The 16,953-nt window shown below is 64.6% G+C and carries 21 protein-coding genes; 8 read left to right on the top strand and 13 right to left on the bottom strand.

Going from position 1 to position 16,953, the window contains the following annotated elements; all coding sequences use genetic code 11:
* The 8 genes from HBJ55_RS10995 to HBJ55_RS10960 form a co-directional block, all read right to left on the bottom strand.
* Nucleotides 1-357: a RidA family protein gene (locus tag HBJ55_RS10995; RefSeq protein WP_167114688.1), complete on the bottom strand. Its 357-nt coding sequence runs from the start codon at nt 355-357 to the stop codon at nt 1-3.
* Between the two features lie 90 nt (nt 358-447).
* Entirely contained in the window at nt 448-1,482 is a 1,035-nt protein-coding gene (locus tag HBJ55_RS10990; protein WP_167114291.1) for a histone deacetylase family protein, read from the bottom strand.
* Nucleotides 1,483-1,509: 27 nt separating this feature from the next.
* Complete coding sequence (locus HBJ55_RS10985; RefSeq protein WP_167114288.1) at nt 1,510-2,787, bottom strand: TRAP transporter large permease; 1,278 nt, start codon at nt 2,785-2,787, stop codon at nt 1,510-1,512.
* Complete coding sequence (locus tag HBJ55_RS10980) at nt 2,784-3,344, bottom strand: TRAP transporter small permease (RefSeq protein WP_167114285.1); 561 nt, start codon at nt 3,342-3,344, stop codon at nt 2,784-2,786. Before HBJ55_RS10980 ends, HBJ55_RS10985 begins: the two co-directional genes overlap by 4 nt.
* Nucleotides 3,345-3,418: 74 nt before the next feature.
* Complete coding sequence (gene dctP / locus HBJ55_RS10975; protein ID WP_167114282.1) at nt 3,419-4,492, bottom strand: TRAP transporter substrate-binding protein DctP; 1,074 nt, start codon at nt 4,490-4,492, stop codon at nt 3,419-3,421.
* A 101-nt stretch (nt 4,493-4,593) separates the two neighbouring features.
* Nucleotides 4,594-5,364 (bottom strand): AraC family transcriptional regulator, encoded by a 771-nt coding sequence (locus tag HBJ55_RS10970; RefSeq protein WP_167114279.1) that lies wholly within the window; start codon nt 5,362-5,364, stop codon nt 4,594-4,596.
* A gap of 82 nt (nt 5,365-5,446) precedes the next feature.
* Entirely contained in the window at nt 5,447-5,731 is a 285-nt protein-coding gene (locus tag HBJ55_RS10965; RefSeq protein WP_167114276.1) for a hypothetical protein, read from the bottom strand.
* Nucleotides 5,732-5,840: 109 nt separating this feature from the next.
* Nucleotides 5,841-6,020, bottom strand: coding sequence for a hypothetical protein (locus HBJ55_RS10960; RefSeq protein ID WP_167114274.1), 180 nt, complete (start codon nt 6,018-6,020; stop codon nt 5,841-5,843).
* A gap of 162 nt (nt 6,021-6,182) precedes the next feature.
* On the opposite strand from HBJ55_RS10960, the gene HBJ55_RS10955 reads away from it, so the two are divergent.
* Nucleotides 6,183-7,391: an MFS transporter gene (locus tag HBJ55_RS10955; RefSeq protein WP_167114269.1), complete on the top strand. Its 1,209-nt coding sequence runs from the start codon at nt 6,183-6,185 to the stop codon at nt 7,389-7,391.
* Nucleotides 7,388-7,513, top strand: a complete 126-nt coding sequence (locus HBJ55_RS22545) for a hypothetical protein (protein ID WP_277345645.1) — start codon at nt 7,388-7,390, stop codon at nt 7,511-7,513. Before HBJ55_RS10955 ends, HBJ55_RS22545 begins: the two co-directional genes overlap by 4 nt.
* 7 nt (nt 7,514-7,520) lie before the next feature.
* Here HBJ55_RS22545 and HBJ55_RS10950 read toward each other — a convergent pair whose 3' ends face one another.
* Both HBJ55_RS10950 and HBJ55_RS10945 read right to left on the bottom strand, forming a co-directional pair.
* On the bottom strand, nt 7,521-7,853 hold the full coding sequence (locus tag HBJ55_RS10950; protein WP_167114267.1) for a TfoX/Sxy family protein: 333 nt from the start codon (nt 7,851-7,853) through the stop codon (nt 7,521-7,523).
* Nucleotides 7,854-7,863: 10 nt separating this feature from the next.
* Entirely contained in the window at nt 7,864-8,835 is a 972-nt protein-coding gene (locus HBJ55_RS10945) for a LysR substrate-binding domain-containing protein (protein WP_479688605.1), read from the bottom strand.
* Between the two features lie 119 nt (nt 8,836-8,954).
* On the opposite strand from HBJ55_RS10945, the gene HBJ55_RS10940 reads away from it, so the two are divergent.
* The 6 genes from HBJ55_RS10940 (at nt 8,955) to HBJ55_RS10915 (ending at nt 14,043) form a co-directional block, all read left to right on the top strand.
* Nucleotides 8,955-9,824 (top strand): pirin family protein, encoded by an 870-nt coding sequence (locus HBJ55_RS10940; protein WP_167114264.1) that lies wholly within the window; start codon nt 8,955-8,957, stop codon nt 9,822-9,824.
* 73 nt (nt 9,825-9,897) lie between these two features.
* Nucleotides 9,898-10,530 (top strand): isochorismate family cysteine hydrolase YcaC, encoded by a 633-nt coding sequence (gene ycaC, locus HBJ55_RS10935; protein WP_167114261.1) that lies wholly within the window; start codon nt 9,898-9,900, stop codon nt 10,528-10,530.
* 63 nt (nt 10,531-10,593) lie between these two features.
* Complete coding sequence (locus tag HBJ55_RS10930; protein ID WP_167114258.1) at nt 10,594-11,169, top strand: antibiotic biosynthesis monooxygenase; 576 nt, start codon at nt 10,594-10,596, stop codon at nt 11,167-11,169.
* 98 nt (nt 11,170-11,267) lie between these two features.
* Nucleotides 11,268-12,209, top strand: coding sequence for a pirin family protein (locus HBJ55_RS10925; protein WP_167114255.1), 942 nt, complete (start codon nt 11,268-11,270; stop codon nt 12,207-12,209).
* 47 nt (nt 12,210-12,256) lie between these two features.
* The gene (locus HBJ55_RS10920) at nt 12,257-12,865 is read left to right on the top strand and encodes an NADPH-dependent FMN reductase (RefSeq protein WP_167114252.1); all 609 of its coding nucleotides are present in this window, start codon (nt 12,257-12,259) and stop codon (nt 12,863-12,865) included.
* 107 nt (nt 12,866-12,972) lie between these two features.
* A complete protein-coding gene (locus HBJ55_RS10915; RefSeq protein ID WP_167114249.1) occupies nt 12,973-14,043 on the top strand; it encodes a patatin-like phospholipase family protein in 1,071 nt (356 codons plus the stop codon).
* A 27-nt stretch (nt 14,044-14,070) separates the two neighbouring features.
* Here HBJ55_RS10915 and yddG read toward each other — a convergent pair whose 3' ends face one another.
* The 3 genes from yddG to corA are packed head-to-tail and all read right to left on the bottom strand — an operon-like array spanning nt 14,071 to nt 16,860.
* Complete coding sequence (yddG, locus tag HBJ55_RS10910; RefSeq protein ID WP_167114246.1) at nt 14,071-14,973, bottom strand: aromatic amino acid exporter YddG; 903 nt, start codon at nt 14,971-14,973, stop codon at nt 14,071-14,073.
* 41 nt (nt 14,974-15,014) lie between these two features.
* On the bottom strand, nt 15,015-15,815 hold the full coding sequence (locus tag HBJ55_RS10905; protein ID WP_240936070.1) for an AraC family transcriptional regulator: 801 nt from the start codon (nt 15,813-15,815) through the stop codon (nt 15,015-15,017).
* Between the two features lies 1 nt (nt 15,816).
* On the bottom strand, nt 15,817-16,860 hold the full coding sequence (corA, locus tag HBJ55_RS10900) for a magnesium/cobalt transporter CorA (RefSeq protein ID WP_167114243.1): 1,044 nt from the start codon (nt 16,858-16,860) through the stop codon (nt 15,817-15,819).
* Between the last annotated feature and the right edge of the window lie 93 nt (nt 16,861-16,953).

The raw sequence follows: 16,953 nt of genomic DNA, 5'->3' as shown, positions 1-16,953 counted from the left end.
TCAGGCCTCCGGCAGGGCCGCGACTACCATGATCTCGACCTTCCATTCGGGCTTGGCCAGCTTGGCCTCGAGCGCGGCGCGCACCGGCGGGCGGCCCGGTACCACCCAGGCCTCCCAGGCCTCATTCATCTGGCCGAACTCCGCCATGTCGGTCACCCAGACCTGGGCTGACAGCAGGTTCCGCTTGGAGGTGCCGGCCTGGGCCAGCAGCTCGTCGATTCGCGCCAGCACCTGCTCGGTCTGGCCGCGCATGTCAGCGGTGGCGTCACTCGGCACCTGGCCCGCCAGGTAGACAGTGCCGTTATGTACGGCGATCTGGCTCATGCGGGAGTTGCTTTCATGGTAATGAACGCTCATGTCGATCATGTCGGTCTCTCTCGATGATGTTGGATGTCGGGAACAGTCGATACTGCAGATTGAGGATATTTGCACGTTGCGAGAGTGGCGTCAGCCGCCGGTGAAACCCTGCATGAAGGCGGCCAGGTTGGCATCCAGGTGCTCGGTAGGATAACCGCCCTCCTGTACCAGCGCGGTGGGCAGTCCCAACCGACGCAGGCGTTGGCCAACCACGGCGAAATCCTCGGTCTCGAGGGTCATGCCGGCCAGCGGATCGTCGCGATGGGCATCCAGCCCCAGCGCGATCACCACCGCCTCGGGGCGGAAAGCTTGCATGCGTTCAACCAGCGTCTCCAGAGCATCGAGAAAGACGGTGCCGTCGCTGCCCAGCGGCAGCGGCAGGTTGACGTTGGCGCCGAGCCCCTCACCCATGCCCTCCTCGTTGGCACCGCCCCAGAAGAAGGGATAGAAGTCGGCCGGGTCCACGTGCAGCGAACCGGTCCAGACATCGCCCCGGTAGTAGAAGATGTCCTGGGTACCGTTGCCGTGGTGCAGGTCCACGTCGAGGATCGCCACGCGCTTGAACTGCTCGCGCAGCACCGTGGCCGCCAGCGCCGAGTTGTTGAGGCAGCAGAAACCCCCTGCCCGGTCCGGCCCGGCGTGGTGGCCCGGCGGGCGGCACAGCGCATAGGTGGTACCGTGGCCGGCGAGCAATGCCTCGGCTGCGGCCTGGGCGGTGGCCGCACTGGCCAGAATGCCGCGGAAACTGTCGGCGCCGATGGGGCATGCCATGTCGTGCAAGTGCCAGCCTGCCTGCCCCACCGGGTGGCGCGGATAGTGGTGGCCGCCGCCGCACGGGTGAATGTTGGGCATCACCAGTTCGGAAGCCCCGGGCAGCTCGCGCCAGCGGGCGTGGATGGTCTCGAGAAAGTCGAGGTAGCGCGGCGTGTGGATCTGGGCCAGTCGGCTGCGCAGGCGCGGGGTATCGACCTCTTCCGGCTCGCTCAAGGTAAAGCCCGATGCGGCCAATCCCTGGGACAGCATCTCGGCGCGCACCGGCCCCTCCGGGGAGGCCGTGAGCTGGCCACGCACCAGAAAGCTGGCAGGTGCGTGGTACTCCTGGTCGGGATGGTAGAAGAACTTCATCGTATCGTTCCTTGCATTCAGCGTTCCTCAGTCGAGCAGCGAAGGGATCCAGGTGGAGAGCGCCGGAAAGGCCGCGAGCAGCACGATGACCACCAGGAACGCCACGTAGAACGGCAGCGAAGCGACGATCGCCCGTTCGTACGGCACGTTGGCGATGCGCGCCGCCGTCATCAGGGTCATTCCTACCGGCGGCGTCACATTGGAGATATTGAGCACCACGATCATCAGGATGGCAAAGTGTAGCGGATCGAACCCCAGCTGAATCATCGCCGGTACCAGGACCGGCGCCACCACCACCAGCGCCGGCAGTACGTCCATCACGGTGCCGATCATGATCAGCAGCGCACAAACCAGCATCAGCTGGAGGAAGGCCGAGTCGCTGAAGGTGGTGATCAGGCCCGCCGCGTCTCGTGCGATTCCGGAACGCGTCACGAACCAGCCGAGCACTGCCGAGGTGGCAAGCAGAAAGAACACCACGCCCGAGAAGCGCACCGTCACCACCAGCGAGTGCCAGATCTTTTGCCAGCTAAGGTTGCGATAGAGCAACACGCCGATCGCAATGGCATAGACGGCGGCGAACCCGGACGCCTCGGTAATGGTGGTCAGGCCCGAAAGAATGCCCCCCAGGATGATCAGCGGCACGATCATCGCCGGCAGCGCCGCCAGGAACGAAAAGACCGCCACCTTGAAGGGCGTCGGCGCCTGCTTGGGATATCCCCGTTTCCAGGCCAGGAAGAAGCTGACGCCGAGCAGGGCCAGTGCCATCAACAGCCCGGGTATGATGCCGCCGGCGAACAGGTCGATCACCGAGATGTCGCGCAGCAACGTGGCATAGACCACCATCACCACGCTGGGCGGGATGATGGGCCCGATGATTGAAGAGCAGGCTGTGATCGCGGCTGCATATTCCGCGTCGTAGCCCTGCCGCTTCATCTCGGGAATCATGATCTTGCCGATGGCCACGGTATCGGTAATCGCTGCTCCGGTCAGGCCGGCAAAGAACACCGACACCGAGACGTTAACGTGAGAGAGCGCCCCGCGCACGCGCCCGAACAGGGCATTGTTGAAGGCGATCAGCTTGTGGGTCAGTCCGCCCTGGTTCATCAGCTCGGCGGTGAAGATGAAGTAGGGAACGGCGATCAGCAGGAAACCGGAGACGCCGGAGAACATGCGATCGGCGATGATCCCGAGCATGCGCTCGCCGCCCATGGCAAAGCCGCCGGCCAGGCCGGAAAGCGCCATCACCACCGCCACCGGAGCACCAATCAGCAGCAGCACGACGAAGGTCACGATAGCAGGCGTCATGTGCGCTTCTCCGTTTCGATGGTTTCGGTGTCGATGGTCTCGATCAGCTCGTCGATGACCGTCTCGTCATCGATGAAGTGCTCGAGCAGGGCGAAGCCCTGTACCAGGTGAAGCAGGATGACAGCACCGCTGATAGGCATCACGATGGCGGTGAACTTGCCGGGAATCTGGATTCGATCCGAGACCATGTAGACCTGGGAAGCGCCCAGGAAGTAATCCCAGCCGTACCACAGCAGCAACGCACCGAACAGGCCGATCACCGCCAGGCACAAGCCCGCGGCGAACTGCAGCAGCGCACGCGGCAGGCTGCGTACCAGCAGCGTCATGGCTACGTGCTCACCGTAGCGCAGCGAGATGGTCATCGAGAGAAAGCCGATCCAGGGCAGGAACAGCCGCGCCAGCGAATAGGTCCAGCTCAGCGAGCTGCCCGTGATCAGCTTATAGAGAAACGCCGTGAACGAAATGCCCAGCATGATCAGCACGCAGGCCACACAGATCACGATCGCCACCTGATTGACCACGTTGCTCAGGCGGCGCAAGGGCCGAAGGAGTTGCATCGGTTCACCTCGAAGGGCCCTCGACCGGCCTTACCGGCCGAGGGGCGACGTTGGGCACGCAAGCGAACCGTGGGCTACTGGCCATAGACCGCCGCGTCCGACTCGGCCACTTCCTCCCCGACTCGGGACACTTCCGCGAGGAAGGCATCGACACGCTCTTCCTCGATGCCGAAGTCACCGACTATCCACTCCTTCCACGCCGGCCGGGCGATGTCCGCCATCCGCTCACGCTCTTCCGTGGGCATGATATGGCACGCTTCGAAACGCTCGCAGGACTCCTCCCAACTGGCGGTAGCCAGTGCCCCCGACATACCGTGGGAGAGCTCGATGGCCTCGCGCGCCGAGGTGACGACGGCTACCTGCTGCTCCTCACTCAGTTCCTGAAACCAGTCTTCGCTAATCAGCCAGGCGGCACTGTTGTAGACGTGGCCGGTGAGCGTGGTGTAGTCGGTTACCTCGTCGAAGTTGAAGGTCGTATTGAGCACCGGCGCATTGAACTGGCCATCGGCCAGGCCGGTCTCCAGTGCCGTGATCAATTCGCCCCATGGCAGCGGCGTGGCCGAGGCCCCCAGTGCCTTCATGATCGCCACGTGCCCCGGGTTCTCCTCGGTGCGAATGTTGAGCCCTTCCAGGTCCTCCACCGTCTCGATCAAGCGCTCATTGTTGGTGAACGCCACGAAACCGCCGCCATCGTCGAAGGTGCCGAGGTAGCGCATGTTGGCTTCCTCGATGGTGCCGGACATGAAATCGGCAAACCATTCGCTATCGAAGAATGCCCAGGCCTGGCGCCAGTTGTCGAACAGGAACGGGGCGGTCATCAGCTGGTAGTCGTCGTAGAAGGACGACATCGCACCCGTGGTGATGATCGTCGACTGCAGCGTCCGCCCGCCCTGCACTTCGGAGGCGGTCTCCACTTCGGAACCGAGCTGGCCGCCACCGAAGATCACGACTTCTACCTCACCGTTGGTGCGGGTCTCGACCAGGTTCTTGAAGTGCACCAGCGCCGGGTAGACCTCGTTGTTGCTCATGTCCTCGGGCAACAGCGTGGCGATGGCCATTTCGTGGGATTGCGCCTGGACGTTGGCGCTGGCAATGGCCAGCGGTAGTGCGGCGAGCGCTGCCAGACGGGTCAGCGACTTCGGGGTCATGATCCACCTCATTATGATTGTGTTTTATGGATTTCCACATCAAGCCTAAGAGGAGACCTTGCGCCCCGCTTGCCCCTGACTCACCTCTTCTTGCCCCAGACTCAGCAATGGCGACGCTCGCTGGAAGGGGAAACCTCGAAATGACGCCGATAGGCGCGGCTGAAGCTGCCTTGATCGCAAAAGCCGACCAGGCTGGCAATATGCCCCAGGCTCAGGCGACTGTGCCGAACCAGCGCCCGGGCATGCTCGAGCCGGCGCTGCTGCACGTAGGCCAAGGGCGTGGCGTCGGTGAGTTCACGGAACAGTGCATGGAAATGCCCTGGACTCAGGGCACACAGCGCCGCCAGTTGGTCGACGCGGATCTCGTCGGCAAGATGCCGGTCGATCCAGACATCAAGACTGTCGAGGTCGATACGCTCACTGGCGTGGCGGCCGAATGGAGCCGTACTCGGCGCCTCGTCCTTGAGCTGCAGATAAAGCGCGCGCAGCAGCAGCGCAGCGATCTCGCTGTGCAGCGCCGGGAACTGTTCGAGCTGGGCCATCAGCGTGACGGCAAGATGATTGAGGCGGGTCGATACGGGAAAGAAACGCGGCCGCTCGAACAGACGCTGCAGGTCCTCACCGTCGCGCATGCCGTCCAGCGCGGCCAGTGGCACGTCGAGCACCAGCGTGCGATTGCGGCCATCACCTTCGTACTCATGGTGACTCGCACAGGGAATCAGGCAACCACGCCCACCGGTCACGCGATCGCCGATGCCCTCGATATCGAGTTCGGTGACACCGCAAGTCGCCAGGATCAACTGGTGATGCGTATGGGCATGGGCGACATGTTCCTGGCCCAGGTTGGAGGCACGCAGGTCGAGTAGAGACATGACGGTTTCTTGACGCCCGCTCGGTCAGGGAAACTCCTACACTACCCTGCCGAGCGGCATCTTGAAACCGGCCCGCTACCTATCAGCAACGGCCCTGCATACCCAGCCCGGGTGGACAGAAGCCGCCACGATGACGGTGTCGGTTCCGATAACGGCGATCGTCGTAATATCGGTGGCCGTCACGATAATAGTGGCGCTTCGCGTAGCGCTCGCGGTGATGATCATGCCTGTCACCGTGATAGTGACGATGGGAGCCATCGACCACGACCAGAGGCTCGGGCGTGATCCGCGCCGGCGAATAGCTGCAGCCGGCCAGGGCCAACATGAGGGGCAAGATGGCCAGGGTGAGCAAGCGGGACGTTCTCATGGCATGTACCTCGCAAGTGCAAGAACTCCAGACGCCCCTTCCGGTTCCCGTTCGAAGTCGTTATGGCTACGACTCTAGTCAGTCTAGCGCGCCTGTGGAGAGTGCTGACTCAGCAGCGCCCTTTCTTCGCCTGCCCCGGAGGACAGAAGCCACCCCCATGATGCCCACCGTGGCCATCATCGATGACGATCAGCGGCTCGGACTTGATACGTGCCGGCTGGTAGCTACAACCCGCCACCAACATGGCGGCAAGCATCAGAACGAAAGGAAACAACAGGCGCCGTGACATGACGTATCTCCAAGTTGACGAACAGTGTTCATGATAGCGGAGTACAGCGCCTTTACACATGTGGCACACCGGCTACACAAGTGTCGCCAATCAGTGACATTGCCAGCCCATGGAGAAAGCGCGATAGTGCATGCTCGTTAGCCTGCAAACTGGACGACTACCATGGACGCCCTTCGCCGCCATACGCTACTGCTGATCCTGCTCGGCAGTCTGGTCATCTCGCTGGCCATGGGTCTGCGCCACGGCTTCGGTCTGTTCCTCGAGCCGATGAGCAGAGAGCTGGGCTGGGGGCGTGAGGTATTCGCCTTTGCCTTGGCATTGCAGAACCTCATCTGGGGATTTGCCCAGCCGTTCACCGGGGCACTGGCGGACCGTTTCGGCGCGGCCCGCGTGGTGGCGGTCGGCGGTGTCCTCTACGCATTGGGCCTGCTGTTCATGGGCCTTTCCGAATCGGCGCTGGGCATGTCGCTCTCGGCTGGGGTGCTGATCGGCCTGGGGCTCTCGGGTACTACCTTTTCGGTGATCCTCGGCGCCGTGGGCCGTGCCGTGGCACCCGAGAAGCGCAGTATGGCCATGGGCATCGTCAGTGCGGCGGGTTCGTTCGGCCAGTTCGCCATGCTGCCGGGCACCCTGGGCTTGCTCGGCTGGCTCGGCTGGTCGGCCGCGCTGCTGGCAATGGGCGCCCTGGCCGCCATGATGGTGCCGCTCGGTGCCATGCTGAAGGACCGCCCCTCCGCTCGCCAAGCCACGGATCTCTCGTTGCGCGCGGCGCTGGACGAAGCCGCCGGGCACCGCGGCTTCTGGCTGTTGTGCCTGGGCTTCTTCGTATGCGGCTTCCAGGTGGTGTTCATCGGCGTACATCTGCCCGGCTACCTGTTCGATAACGGCCTGGCCGTGCAGGTGGGCAGTACCACGCTGGCGCTGGTCGGGCTGTTCAACATCTTCGGCACCTACACTGCCGGCTGGCTGGGGGGCATCTACTCCAAGCCGCGTCTGCTCAGCTGGCTCTACTTGACCCGCGGCGCGGTGATCGCCGCCTTCGTGTTTCTGCCGTTGAGCCCCGCCAGCGCCTACTTGTTCGGCATCGCCATCGGCCTGCTGTGGCTCTCCACGGTGCCGCTGACCAACGGCATCGTGGCCTCGGTGTTCGGCGTACGCCACCTCTCCATGCTCGGCGGCATTGTCTTCCTGTTCCACCAGGTCGGCTCGTTCACCGGCGTGTGGCTGGGCGGCATGCTCTACGACCTGCATGGCGACTATGATGTGGTATGGAAGCTCGCCATCCTGCTTTCAGTAGCGGCCGCCCTGCTGCACTGGTTCATCAGCGAGGCGCCCGTCAAACGCCCAGCACCCAGGGAGGTTCAGGCATGAGCCGAATTCAATCGGTGAGACTCGCCGTGCTGCTCACTCTCGGCGCAGCACTGGCACTGGCATGGTGGGGCTGGCAGGCGGCCGACGCCTCACTGCTACTGCTCGGCACGCGGCTGTGCTGATACGTTCCTAGTGCTTGCCCGCCTTGGCTCGTAACGCCGCCGCGAAGGCAGCGTCCGCCCACTTCGCCGCCAGCTCCTGATCCTCGAAGATTGCCTCAGGTGCGCGGTAGTAGGACATTCTCACCTCGCGGCCAGCCTTGTGATAAAAGAACGGCTCCAGCCCCTTGCGCTCGAAATCGCCCACGTTGCCGTCGTCTGTCTTCAGATAAAGCATGTCGTCGGCCACCAGGGCGAACATCAAGCCCTGATGATAAATGCCGTGACCGCCGAACATGCGGCGCACGGACACCGGCCCGAACTGCGCGAAGACATCCTGCAAGTAGTCCGTGTAGTCGCTCATGCAGTTTGCCTCATGGCTGACTCGTTTCACGTGTCTCGCTCTCGCCTTGCGCCACTGCCCAGGCAGTTTCGCTGGCGAAATCGATCTCGTCGATGTTCTCGGCCAGGAAGTCGAGCAATGCCCGCACCGCGGGAAGGACGCCGCGACGCGACGGAAAGACGGCGTGCAGGATCCCTCCCCGCGGCTCCCAGCCGGGTAGCACGTCGACGAGACGCCCCGCCTGCAGGTCCTGCCCTGCCACCAGCAGCGCCAGCTTGACCACACCCAGTCCTGCCAGCGCGGCCTGATGCAGCGTCTCGGCGTTGTCGGTCACCAGACGGGGGTGATGACGAATCTCAGCTGTCGCACCCTCGGGGCCGTCGAGCGCCCAGTCGTGCTGCCTGCCCACCTGATCGAAGTCGAGACTCGGCAGCCCGGCCAGATCGCCCGGCGCACGTGGCATCGGCCACGCCTCGAAAAACGCGGGAGCGGCCACCAGGCGCTGAGGGCTGCGCGACAGTACCTTCATCGAGAGATCGCTGTCCTCGAGCGGCGGAAAGCGCACCCGGATGGCCATGTCGAAGCCCTCCCTGATCACGTCCACGCGGCGGCTGGTGGCCTCCACCTGCACCTCAACGTCGGGGCACTGCGCCAGGAAGCGCACCAACAGCGGGGTGATCAGGTAGTGCAGCAGGCTCGGCGGGCAGCTCAGCCGCACCGTGCCGCGCGGTAATGCCAGGTTGCGCTGGATCAGTTCCTCGGCGGCTTCCGCCTCCACCAGCATCGCCGCGCAGTGGCGGTAGTAGGCCTGGCCCAGTTCGGTGACCGAGAGATGGCGCGTCGAGCGGTGAATCAGCCGGGTACCCAGCCGCTCCTCCAACTGGGCGATGCGCCGGCTCAGCTTCGACTTGGGCAGCCCGAGCGCACGTCCCGCCGGGGCGAAACCACCGTGGTCCACCACTTGGACGAAGTAGTAGAGATCGTTGAGGTCCTGCATGGGCATGCCTTTGTCGTTCTATTTCTAGAACGAAGAGTACGAATTTCACCCTCTACCGGCAATAGTGTTGCCGCATTAGGCTCTTTTTGTAATGACCGAAAGGCCAAACATGCTGGAGCCACACTATGAAAAAGATTCTCGGCATCTATGGTGCCCCCCGCAGCCACTGGGTGGGCGATGGCTTTCCCGTACGCTCGCTATTTGCCTACGACCGCCTGGGCGCCGACCACCTGAGCCCCTTCCTGCTGCTCGACCATGCCGGCCCGTATGACTTCGCCCCGGCCAGCCGGCCGCGCGGCGTCGGTGCTCACCCGCACCGCGGCTTCGAGACCGTGACCCTGGTCTACCAGGGCGAACTGGAGCATCGCGACTCCACCGGCAGCGGCGGGCGCATCGGAGAAGGCGACGTCCAATGGATGACCGCCGGGGCGGGCATCGTGCACGAAGAGTTCCATTCGCCCGCTTTCACCGCGCAAGGCGGCACCCTGGAAATGGTGCAGCTGTGGGTCAACTTGCCGGCCGAGAACAAGTCCGCCCCCGCGGCCTACCAGACACTGCTCGATGCCGATATTCCGCGGGTCGCGCTTCCGCGACGGGCCGGGGAGCTGCGGGTGATTGCCGGTGAGTATCGCGGACATCGAGGCCCGGCTCACACCTTCACACCGATCGAAGTCTGGGACCTGCGGCTTGAACCGGGCGCCGAAACCACCCTGAAAGTTCCCGAAGGCCACACCACGCTGCTTGTGGTACTCGAAGGGACCGTGCAGGTCAACGGCGACGCCGTGGTACGCGACACCGGCCTGGTGTGCTTCGAACGCCAGGGCGACGAGATACGCCTGGAGGCCAACAACAACGCCAAGCTGCTGCTGCTCGCGGGGACCCCCCTCAACGAGCCGGTGGTGGGATACGGCCCCTTCGTGATGAACAGCGAGGCTGACATTCACCAAGCCTTTGCCGATTTCCAGGCCGGCAAGTTCGGCCGCCTGGAGGGCTAGCGGATCCGCCGCGCCCAACCGCGCCCGGTCTCGCTGCCGGGCGCTTCACTCGAGAAAGCCAAGGAGAAACGAGATGTCCTATGTCTACAATCGCCTGAACAAGGACGATGTCGCCCTGCTGATGGTCGACCATCAGTCCGGCCTGCTCTCGCTGGTGCGCGACTTCAGCCCCGACGACTTCAAGAACAACGTGCTGGCCCTGGCCGACATTGCCAAGTTTTTCGATATCCCGACCATCCTCACCACCAGCTTCGAGGACGGCCCCAACGGGCCCATGGTGCCCGAGCTCAAGGCAGCCTTCCCCGATGCGCCCTACTTCGCCCGCCCCGGGCAAATCAACGCCTGGGACAACGAAGAGTTCGTCGCAGCGGTCAAGGCCACCGGCAAGAAGCAGCTGCTGATCGCCGGCGTGGTAACAGAGGTGTGCGTGGCCTTCCCGGTACTCTCGGCCCTGGAAGAAGGCTATGAGGTATTCGTGGTCACCGACGCTTCCGGCACCTTCAACCAGACCACGCGGGACGCCGCCTGGGATCGCATGTCGCAGGCCGGTGCCCAACTGATGACCTGGTTCGCCGTCGGCGGCGAGCTGCACCGCGACTGGCGCAACGACATCGAGGGCTTCGGCGGCCTGCTGGCCGGCCACCTGCCCGCCTACGCCAACCTGATCCAGAGCTACGAGCAGCAGAGCCTGGCGCACAAGCGTTGAGGAAACGGGGCCCGGCTGCTGCCGGGCTCTATCCACTGGCCACCCGACCGCCACGGAGGCTCCATGACTCGCCCCGAACCCGCCCCCTCAGTCCATCGCGAGGGAGCCACCATCCGCATCCATCATCGGGTCAGGCCCGAGACCATGGATCGCTACGAGACCTGGCTGCGCCAGATCATCGAGGCTGCCGGGCGCTTTCCCGGCCATCAGGGGGTACATATCCTGCGTCCGCCCGAAGGCCATCACGACTACGAGATCGCCGTGCGCTTCGCCAGCGACGCCGACGCCCGGCGCTGGCGGGAGTCCCACGAGCGCCATGAGCTGATGGGAGCCATCCAGCCCGACCTGCAGCAGGACGAGCGGGTGGAGATCGTCAGCGGCATCGACTACTGGTTCACCCCGCCCACCCCCGCCAGCAGGCAGCCGACGCGCTGGAAGCAGTGGCTGGTGACCACGGCGGTGATCTGGCCCTTGACCATGATCGTGCCGCTGCTGTGGCTGCCGCTCTTCGGCCTGTTACCGGCGCTGGACACCTGGGGCATTCGTCACGGCCTGGTCGCCGCCACCATTGTGGGCCTGGTGGTCTACGTCATCATGCCCCGGGTGGTGAAACTGGTGGCACCCTGGCTGTTTCGTTGAGGCATGGCCACTTGCCGGCAGGCGATGCGAATTGCGAGAGCCTATGCTGAAACAAGCTTGGCCGCCCTGCCTACTTCGATCTTCTCAGGAAAATGACAATGAGCAACCTCGTCAACGACGCCGATCTCACCTCCTCGCTCGATTGCCCGGTGGTCGAAGGCAAGCGCCAGGTACAGCATGTCGCGCCGCGCACGGCCGATGTCGGCGGCATTCCCGTCAACCGGGTATTGCCCTCGCGCCAGCGCCGCCTGATCGGCGCCTGGTGCTTCCTGGATCATGCCGGCCCCGCCGTGTTCAAGGGTGGCGCCAGCGGGCTTCGCGTCGGCCCTCACCCGCACATCGGCCTGCAGACCTTCACCTGGATGATCGAGGGGGAAGTCCTCCATCGCGACAGCCTGGGCAACGAGCAGGTGATTCGCCCCGGCCAGGTCAATCTGATGACGGCCGGCCGCGGTATCAGCCACACCGAGGAGTCGGTACCGGGCGAGACGCACCTGCATGCCGCCCAGCTGTGGATCGCCTTGCCCGAGGCCCAGCGTTGCACCGACCCGCGCTTCGACCACTATCCGCAGCTACCGCAGTGGCGCGAAGAAGACTTCGAACTCACCCTGCTGACCGGCGAATTCGCCGGCCACCGCGCCCCGACGCTGGCCTTCTCGCCGCTGGTGGGTCTGGACCTGCGAGCGACGACGGCCCGCTCGCTGACCTTGCCGCTGCGCGAGGACTTCGAATACGGCCTGCTACCGCTGGAAAGTGAGCTCGCCATCGAGGGCGAACGCTTCAGCGTCAACGAACTAGCCTACCTAGGGCGCGGGCGCAGCCAAGTCGATCTCGAACTACCGGAGGGAGGGCGCGCCATCCTGGTGGGTGGCGAACCGCTCGGCGAAGAGATTCTGATCTGGTGGAACTTCGTCGGCCACAGCAAGGCCGAGATCATCGAGGCCCAGCGTGACTGGGAAGTCGGCAGTAAGCGCTTCGGTGATATCCCCGAGTTTCAGGGAGAACGCCTGATGCCACCACCACTGCCCTGGCGAGCCTGACAGCACTAAGCGACTTCAGCGACCACTGACGAGAGGAACCATTGCCCATGACGCTACATAAGCCACCGCGCATTCTGGTATTCGCCGGCAGTGCCAGAGAGGATTCCCACAACAAGCGCCTCGCCCGCCTGGCCGCCGAGCGGCTCGACCGGGTCGGTGGCCAGGCGACCTTCGTCGACCTGCGCGACTACCCGCTCCCCCTCTATGACGGCGACCTGGAGGGTCGGGAGGGCCTGCCGGCCAGCGCTCGAAGCCTGCAGGGCTTGCTTGCCGAGCATCAGGGCCTGCTGCTGGCCTCGCCGGAGTACAACGGCTTCATTACACCATTGATGAAGAACACCCTCGACTGGCTGTCGCGCTCGGACGGCGATCGCAGCGGCCTGACGCTGTTCGCCGACAAGCTGGCAGCCGTGGTTTCCGCTTCGCCGGGTGCGCTTGGCGGCATGCGCAGCCTGGCGCTGATCCGCCAGTTGCTCGGCAACCTCGGAGTGACCGTGCTGCCCAACCCGCTGGCCGTTCCCCGCGCCGCCCAGGCCTTCGGCGAAAACGGCGAACTGGTGGACGAGAGCCAGCAGCAGCGGCTCGATGCGCTTTGCCAGCGTCTGGTGACCACCTTGATCAAGCTGCAAGCTACCGATTCCCCGAGCGGCTCCTGAACGGCAAGTGGCAGGCATTCTGTAACGCAGATAAAGAAGGCACCGGTATCGGGTACGCCCACAAGAGGACTACACTGCATTGCAGCATGAATGACACAGGAGATGGCATGCCCAAGGGAGAACGCAAGCACATCGATCTCGCCCTGCAGGGAGGCGGCTCCCACGGCGCGCTGACCTGGGGCGTGCTGGACAGGCTGCTGGAGGAGGAACGTCTGAAAATCGACGGCGTAAGCGGTACCAGCGCCGGTGCGATGAACGCTGTGGTACTGGCCGACGGGCTGCACCGCGGCGGCCGCGACGGGGCGCGCGAAGCGCTCCATGCCTTCTGGCGCGGCGTCAGCAAAGCGGCTCGATTCTCGCCCATTCAACCGACGCCATGGGAGTGGCTGACCGGTAGCGGCAGCCTCGATCATTCGCCCAGCTACCTGATGTTCGAGAGCCTCACCCAGCTCATCGCCCCCGCCAAGCTCAATCCGCTGAAGATCAATCCGCTACGGGATCTGGTGTGCAAGCTGGTGGATTTCGAGCGCGTCAACGCCTGCCGCAGGGCCAAGATATACGTCACCGCCACCAATGTCAGGACCGGGCGCGCCAAGGTGTTTCGCCAACCGGAGATTTCGGTGGATACGGTAATGGCGTCGGCCTGCCTGCCGTTCATGTTCCCTGCAGTGGAAATCGATGGCGAAGCGTACTGGGACGGCGGCTACAGCGGTAACCCGGCACTTTTCCCGCTGGTCGACGACATGGATTGCCAGGATCTGGTGGTGGTGCAGGTCAACCCGCTGGTACGTCAGCGGCTGCCCGACAGCGCCCGGGATATCATCAATCGCATCAATGAGATCACTTTCAACACCAGCCTGATCAAGGAACTGCGCAGCATCCAGCTACTGCAGCAGCTGATCGATGCCGAAGGTCTCGACGTGGAGCGTTACCGCTCCATGCGCCTGCACCTGATCCACGCCGAACAGGAGGTGGAAGAGCTCTCAGCATCGAGCAAGTTCAACGCCCAGTGGGACTTCGTCTCGCGGCTGTATCGCCAGGGCCGAGGTTGGGCCGATCTCTGGCTCGCGGAGAACTTCGACGCCTTGGGCCACCACTCCACTTTCGATCTAGATGCCGTGTTCAGCGACACGTTCCGCCCCGTTTCTCGCTCTGCCGATCGACCGGACAATGCATGACCGCACACCGGCCAGGCCACCCCGACCTCAGGCGGGATCGGTGCGCGCCGGCGTCTCCCGCTTCCGGCGTCGGCCCAGCGCACCGCTGCCGACCAGCATGCCCAACGTGATCACACCGGCCGCCAGCGCCAGCAGCGGCGTGGCCTCGGCATGGCCGGCCACGATCAGTACTACCGTGGAGAGCAGCGGCGTAGCGTAGGCCAGCAGCCCAAGCAGATGCAGGTCACCGTGCTTGACGCCGATGTCCCAGGTGAAGAAAGCGCTGCCCACCGGCCCCAGACCCAGGCCGATCACGCCCAGCCATTGCATGCCCTGGGGCCAGCGCGGCGCCTCGAAAAACCCATGGCAGACGAAGGCCAGCAACGCCGTTACCAGACAGAAACCGCCCACCGTCGCCGTAGGTACCGCCCTCTTGGTCCGCGACAGCACGGAGTAACCGCTCCACACCAAGGCACAGGCGAAAGCGGCTCCATAGCCCAGTGCGCTGCCACCACCGCTCAGGTCGCCGCCGATCAACAGCGCCGCCCCGGCGAAGCCCAACAGCCCGCCGACCACGTGCCTGGCTAGCAGGCGCTCGCCCGGCAACAGACCGACGAGCAGCACGATGAACAACGGCCACAGATAGCTGATCAGCCCGGCGTTGGCCGGCGGCGCATTTTGCTGGGCGACGAAGTAGAGCGCGTGATAGCCGAACAGCCCACCGACCCCCAGCGCCCAGACCGAAGTAGCCTGGCGTAGCGGCGCGATAAACGACTCGCCCCGTACGAGGTTCCAGGCGAGAAAGCAGAAAAAGGCGATGCCGAAGGCCAGGCCGGTCAGCAGGAATGGCGGTACCGGCCCCGAGAGCTGGGTCAGGGTAGCGAGCAGCGCCCAGTTGAGAATGGTGGTGGCGCCAATGGACGTGGCCTGGCGTCGGGTCGGAGCGGACATGATGAGACCTCGTCAGCGTTGTCGAGGCCACAGCATGGGTCTCAGGGCGCGGCGAGGCTTGTCGAATCCTGACCTCTTGACGGGTTGCCGCCCGAGGCCTGCAGCCGCCGCCATTCGCTCGGCGAGACACCATGTCGGCGTCGGAAGCTGTGCGAAAAGTGGGCGCTGTCGGCAAAGCCGCTGGCCAGGGCCACCTCGGTGAGCGAGGCACCGCCGACCTTGAGCAGCTCACAGGCGTGAGCCAACCGCTGACGGACCAGCCACGCGTGGGGCGACAGGCCGGTCAAGGCTCGGAACTGCCGGGCGAATACGGCCTCGGCCAGGTGGCAACGCCGGGCCATGTCGGCGACACGCCATGGGTACGCCAGCTCGGCACGCACGGTGGGCAGCAGCTCGAGCAGTTTCAGCCGCGGCGGTACCGCGCGCCGGCCACCGGCAGCGAACGCCAGCTCAAGCCAGTGGGCCAGCGCCTGGCTCGTCTTTCCCAGCTCCCGTTTATCCAGGTCTTCACACAAGGTTTCGCCCCGGCTCACCAGCGCCTCGGGCAGGCGTCGGGCCTGTCTGTCGAACATTCCCTCGAAGGCCAGCGCTTCGCACCACGCCTCGGGCAGGTCGAGCACCAGCACGCGGTTGTCGCCAGGCGCCAGGTAGTAGTGAACGTCACCGCTCGCCACCGGGGTCAGCATGCCGCGGGTCACGTGCATGAGCTGGCCGGCCGACTCGAGCTCCAACGCACCGTCGAGCCCCAGCAGCAGCTGGTGGTAATCATGACGGTCGCTCAGCACGCGATCGGGGTAGCGTCGCGCCTCGACAACCGGACGTTCCAGAGTGTCAGACCCCATGCTAGAACCAGTGTTTGCGCTTGAACCACACCACCATGCCGATGGCGACGGCGACCATCAGGCCCCACACCATAGGATAGCCCCAATACCAGCCCAGCTCGGGCATGGCGAAGGGGCTGGTGGGATGAGAGAAGTTCATGCCGTACACGCCGGCAATGAAGGTCAGGGGCATGAACACGGTGGCGACGATGGTGAGCTTACGCATGCTCTCGTTGAGCCGATGGCTCATGCTGGAGAGATAGATGTCGAGCAGGCTTGCGGTCATGTCGCGATAGCTTTCCACCAGGTCCAGCACCTGCACGGTATGGTCGTAGACGTCTCGCATCCACAAGCGCGTATCGGGCGTGAACAGGTCGTCATGGTCGCGGCGCAGCATGATCAGGTCGCGCTTCAGCCCGTGCAGGCGCTCCAGCGTCGAGTTGTCGGGCTGATTGAGGATTTCCATCTCGAGCTCCTCGATGCGCTCGCCCACTTCATCCAGCACCGGGAAGGCGTGGTCTACGGCGGCATCGAGCAGGCCATAGAGCAGGTCGTCCGGCTCTCCCAAGGCGCGCCCGCCGCGCTCCTTGAGCCGACGCCGCACCTCGACGAACGGATCCAACGTTTCGGCCATGACGCTGGCGACGATGTTGCCGGCCATGAACAGGGTCAGTTGGTAGAGGTTCAGGTTACCTTCGTCGTCCACCTCGGGGATGCCGAGGGTGACCACCAACGATTCCTCGAAGCGCTCGACCTTGGGCCGCTGGCCGCCGTTGAGGATGTCCTCCTGGGCCAGCGGATGCAGTCCCACCCGCTCGCCGAACAGTTCGAGCTCCTCGGTCGTCGGCATGCCCTGCACGTCTAGCCAGCACAGCGGCCCTTCCGCCGACACTTCGGGGATCGCTTCGGACACGATCTCGCGCATCTCGCCCCAGCGGCCGCCCTCGCGTCGTGCCAGCAGGAACGTCGCCGGCCCCTGCAGGGCGACTTGTTCGAGGGACAGGTCGCGCAGCGTGCCGGGCGCCGTGCCGGCCGGGTGATAGTGCTTCTGGAACAGTCGGGTCATGAATGGCTTCCTTGCAAGAACGGCCAGCTCCAATACTGACATGTTCGGGCCATGCCGCGCATCCGCCTCTCGCGCCCACCATGGTCATCGTTG

Source organism: Billgrantia bachuensis, from assembly GCF_011742165.1.
In the GTDB taxonomy this organism is placed as follows: domain Bacteria; phylum Pseudomonadota; class Gammaproteobacteria; order Pseudomonadales; family Halomonadaceae; genus Halomonas; species Halomonas bachuensis.
The sequence above is the reverse complement of the archived record's forward strand: the minus strand, read 5'-3'. Positions and strand labels throughout refer to the sequence as shown.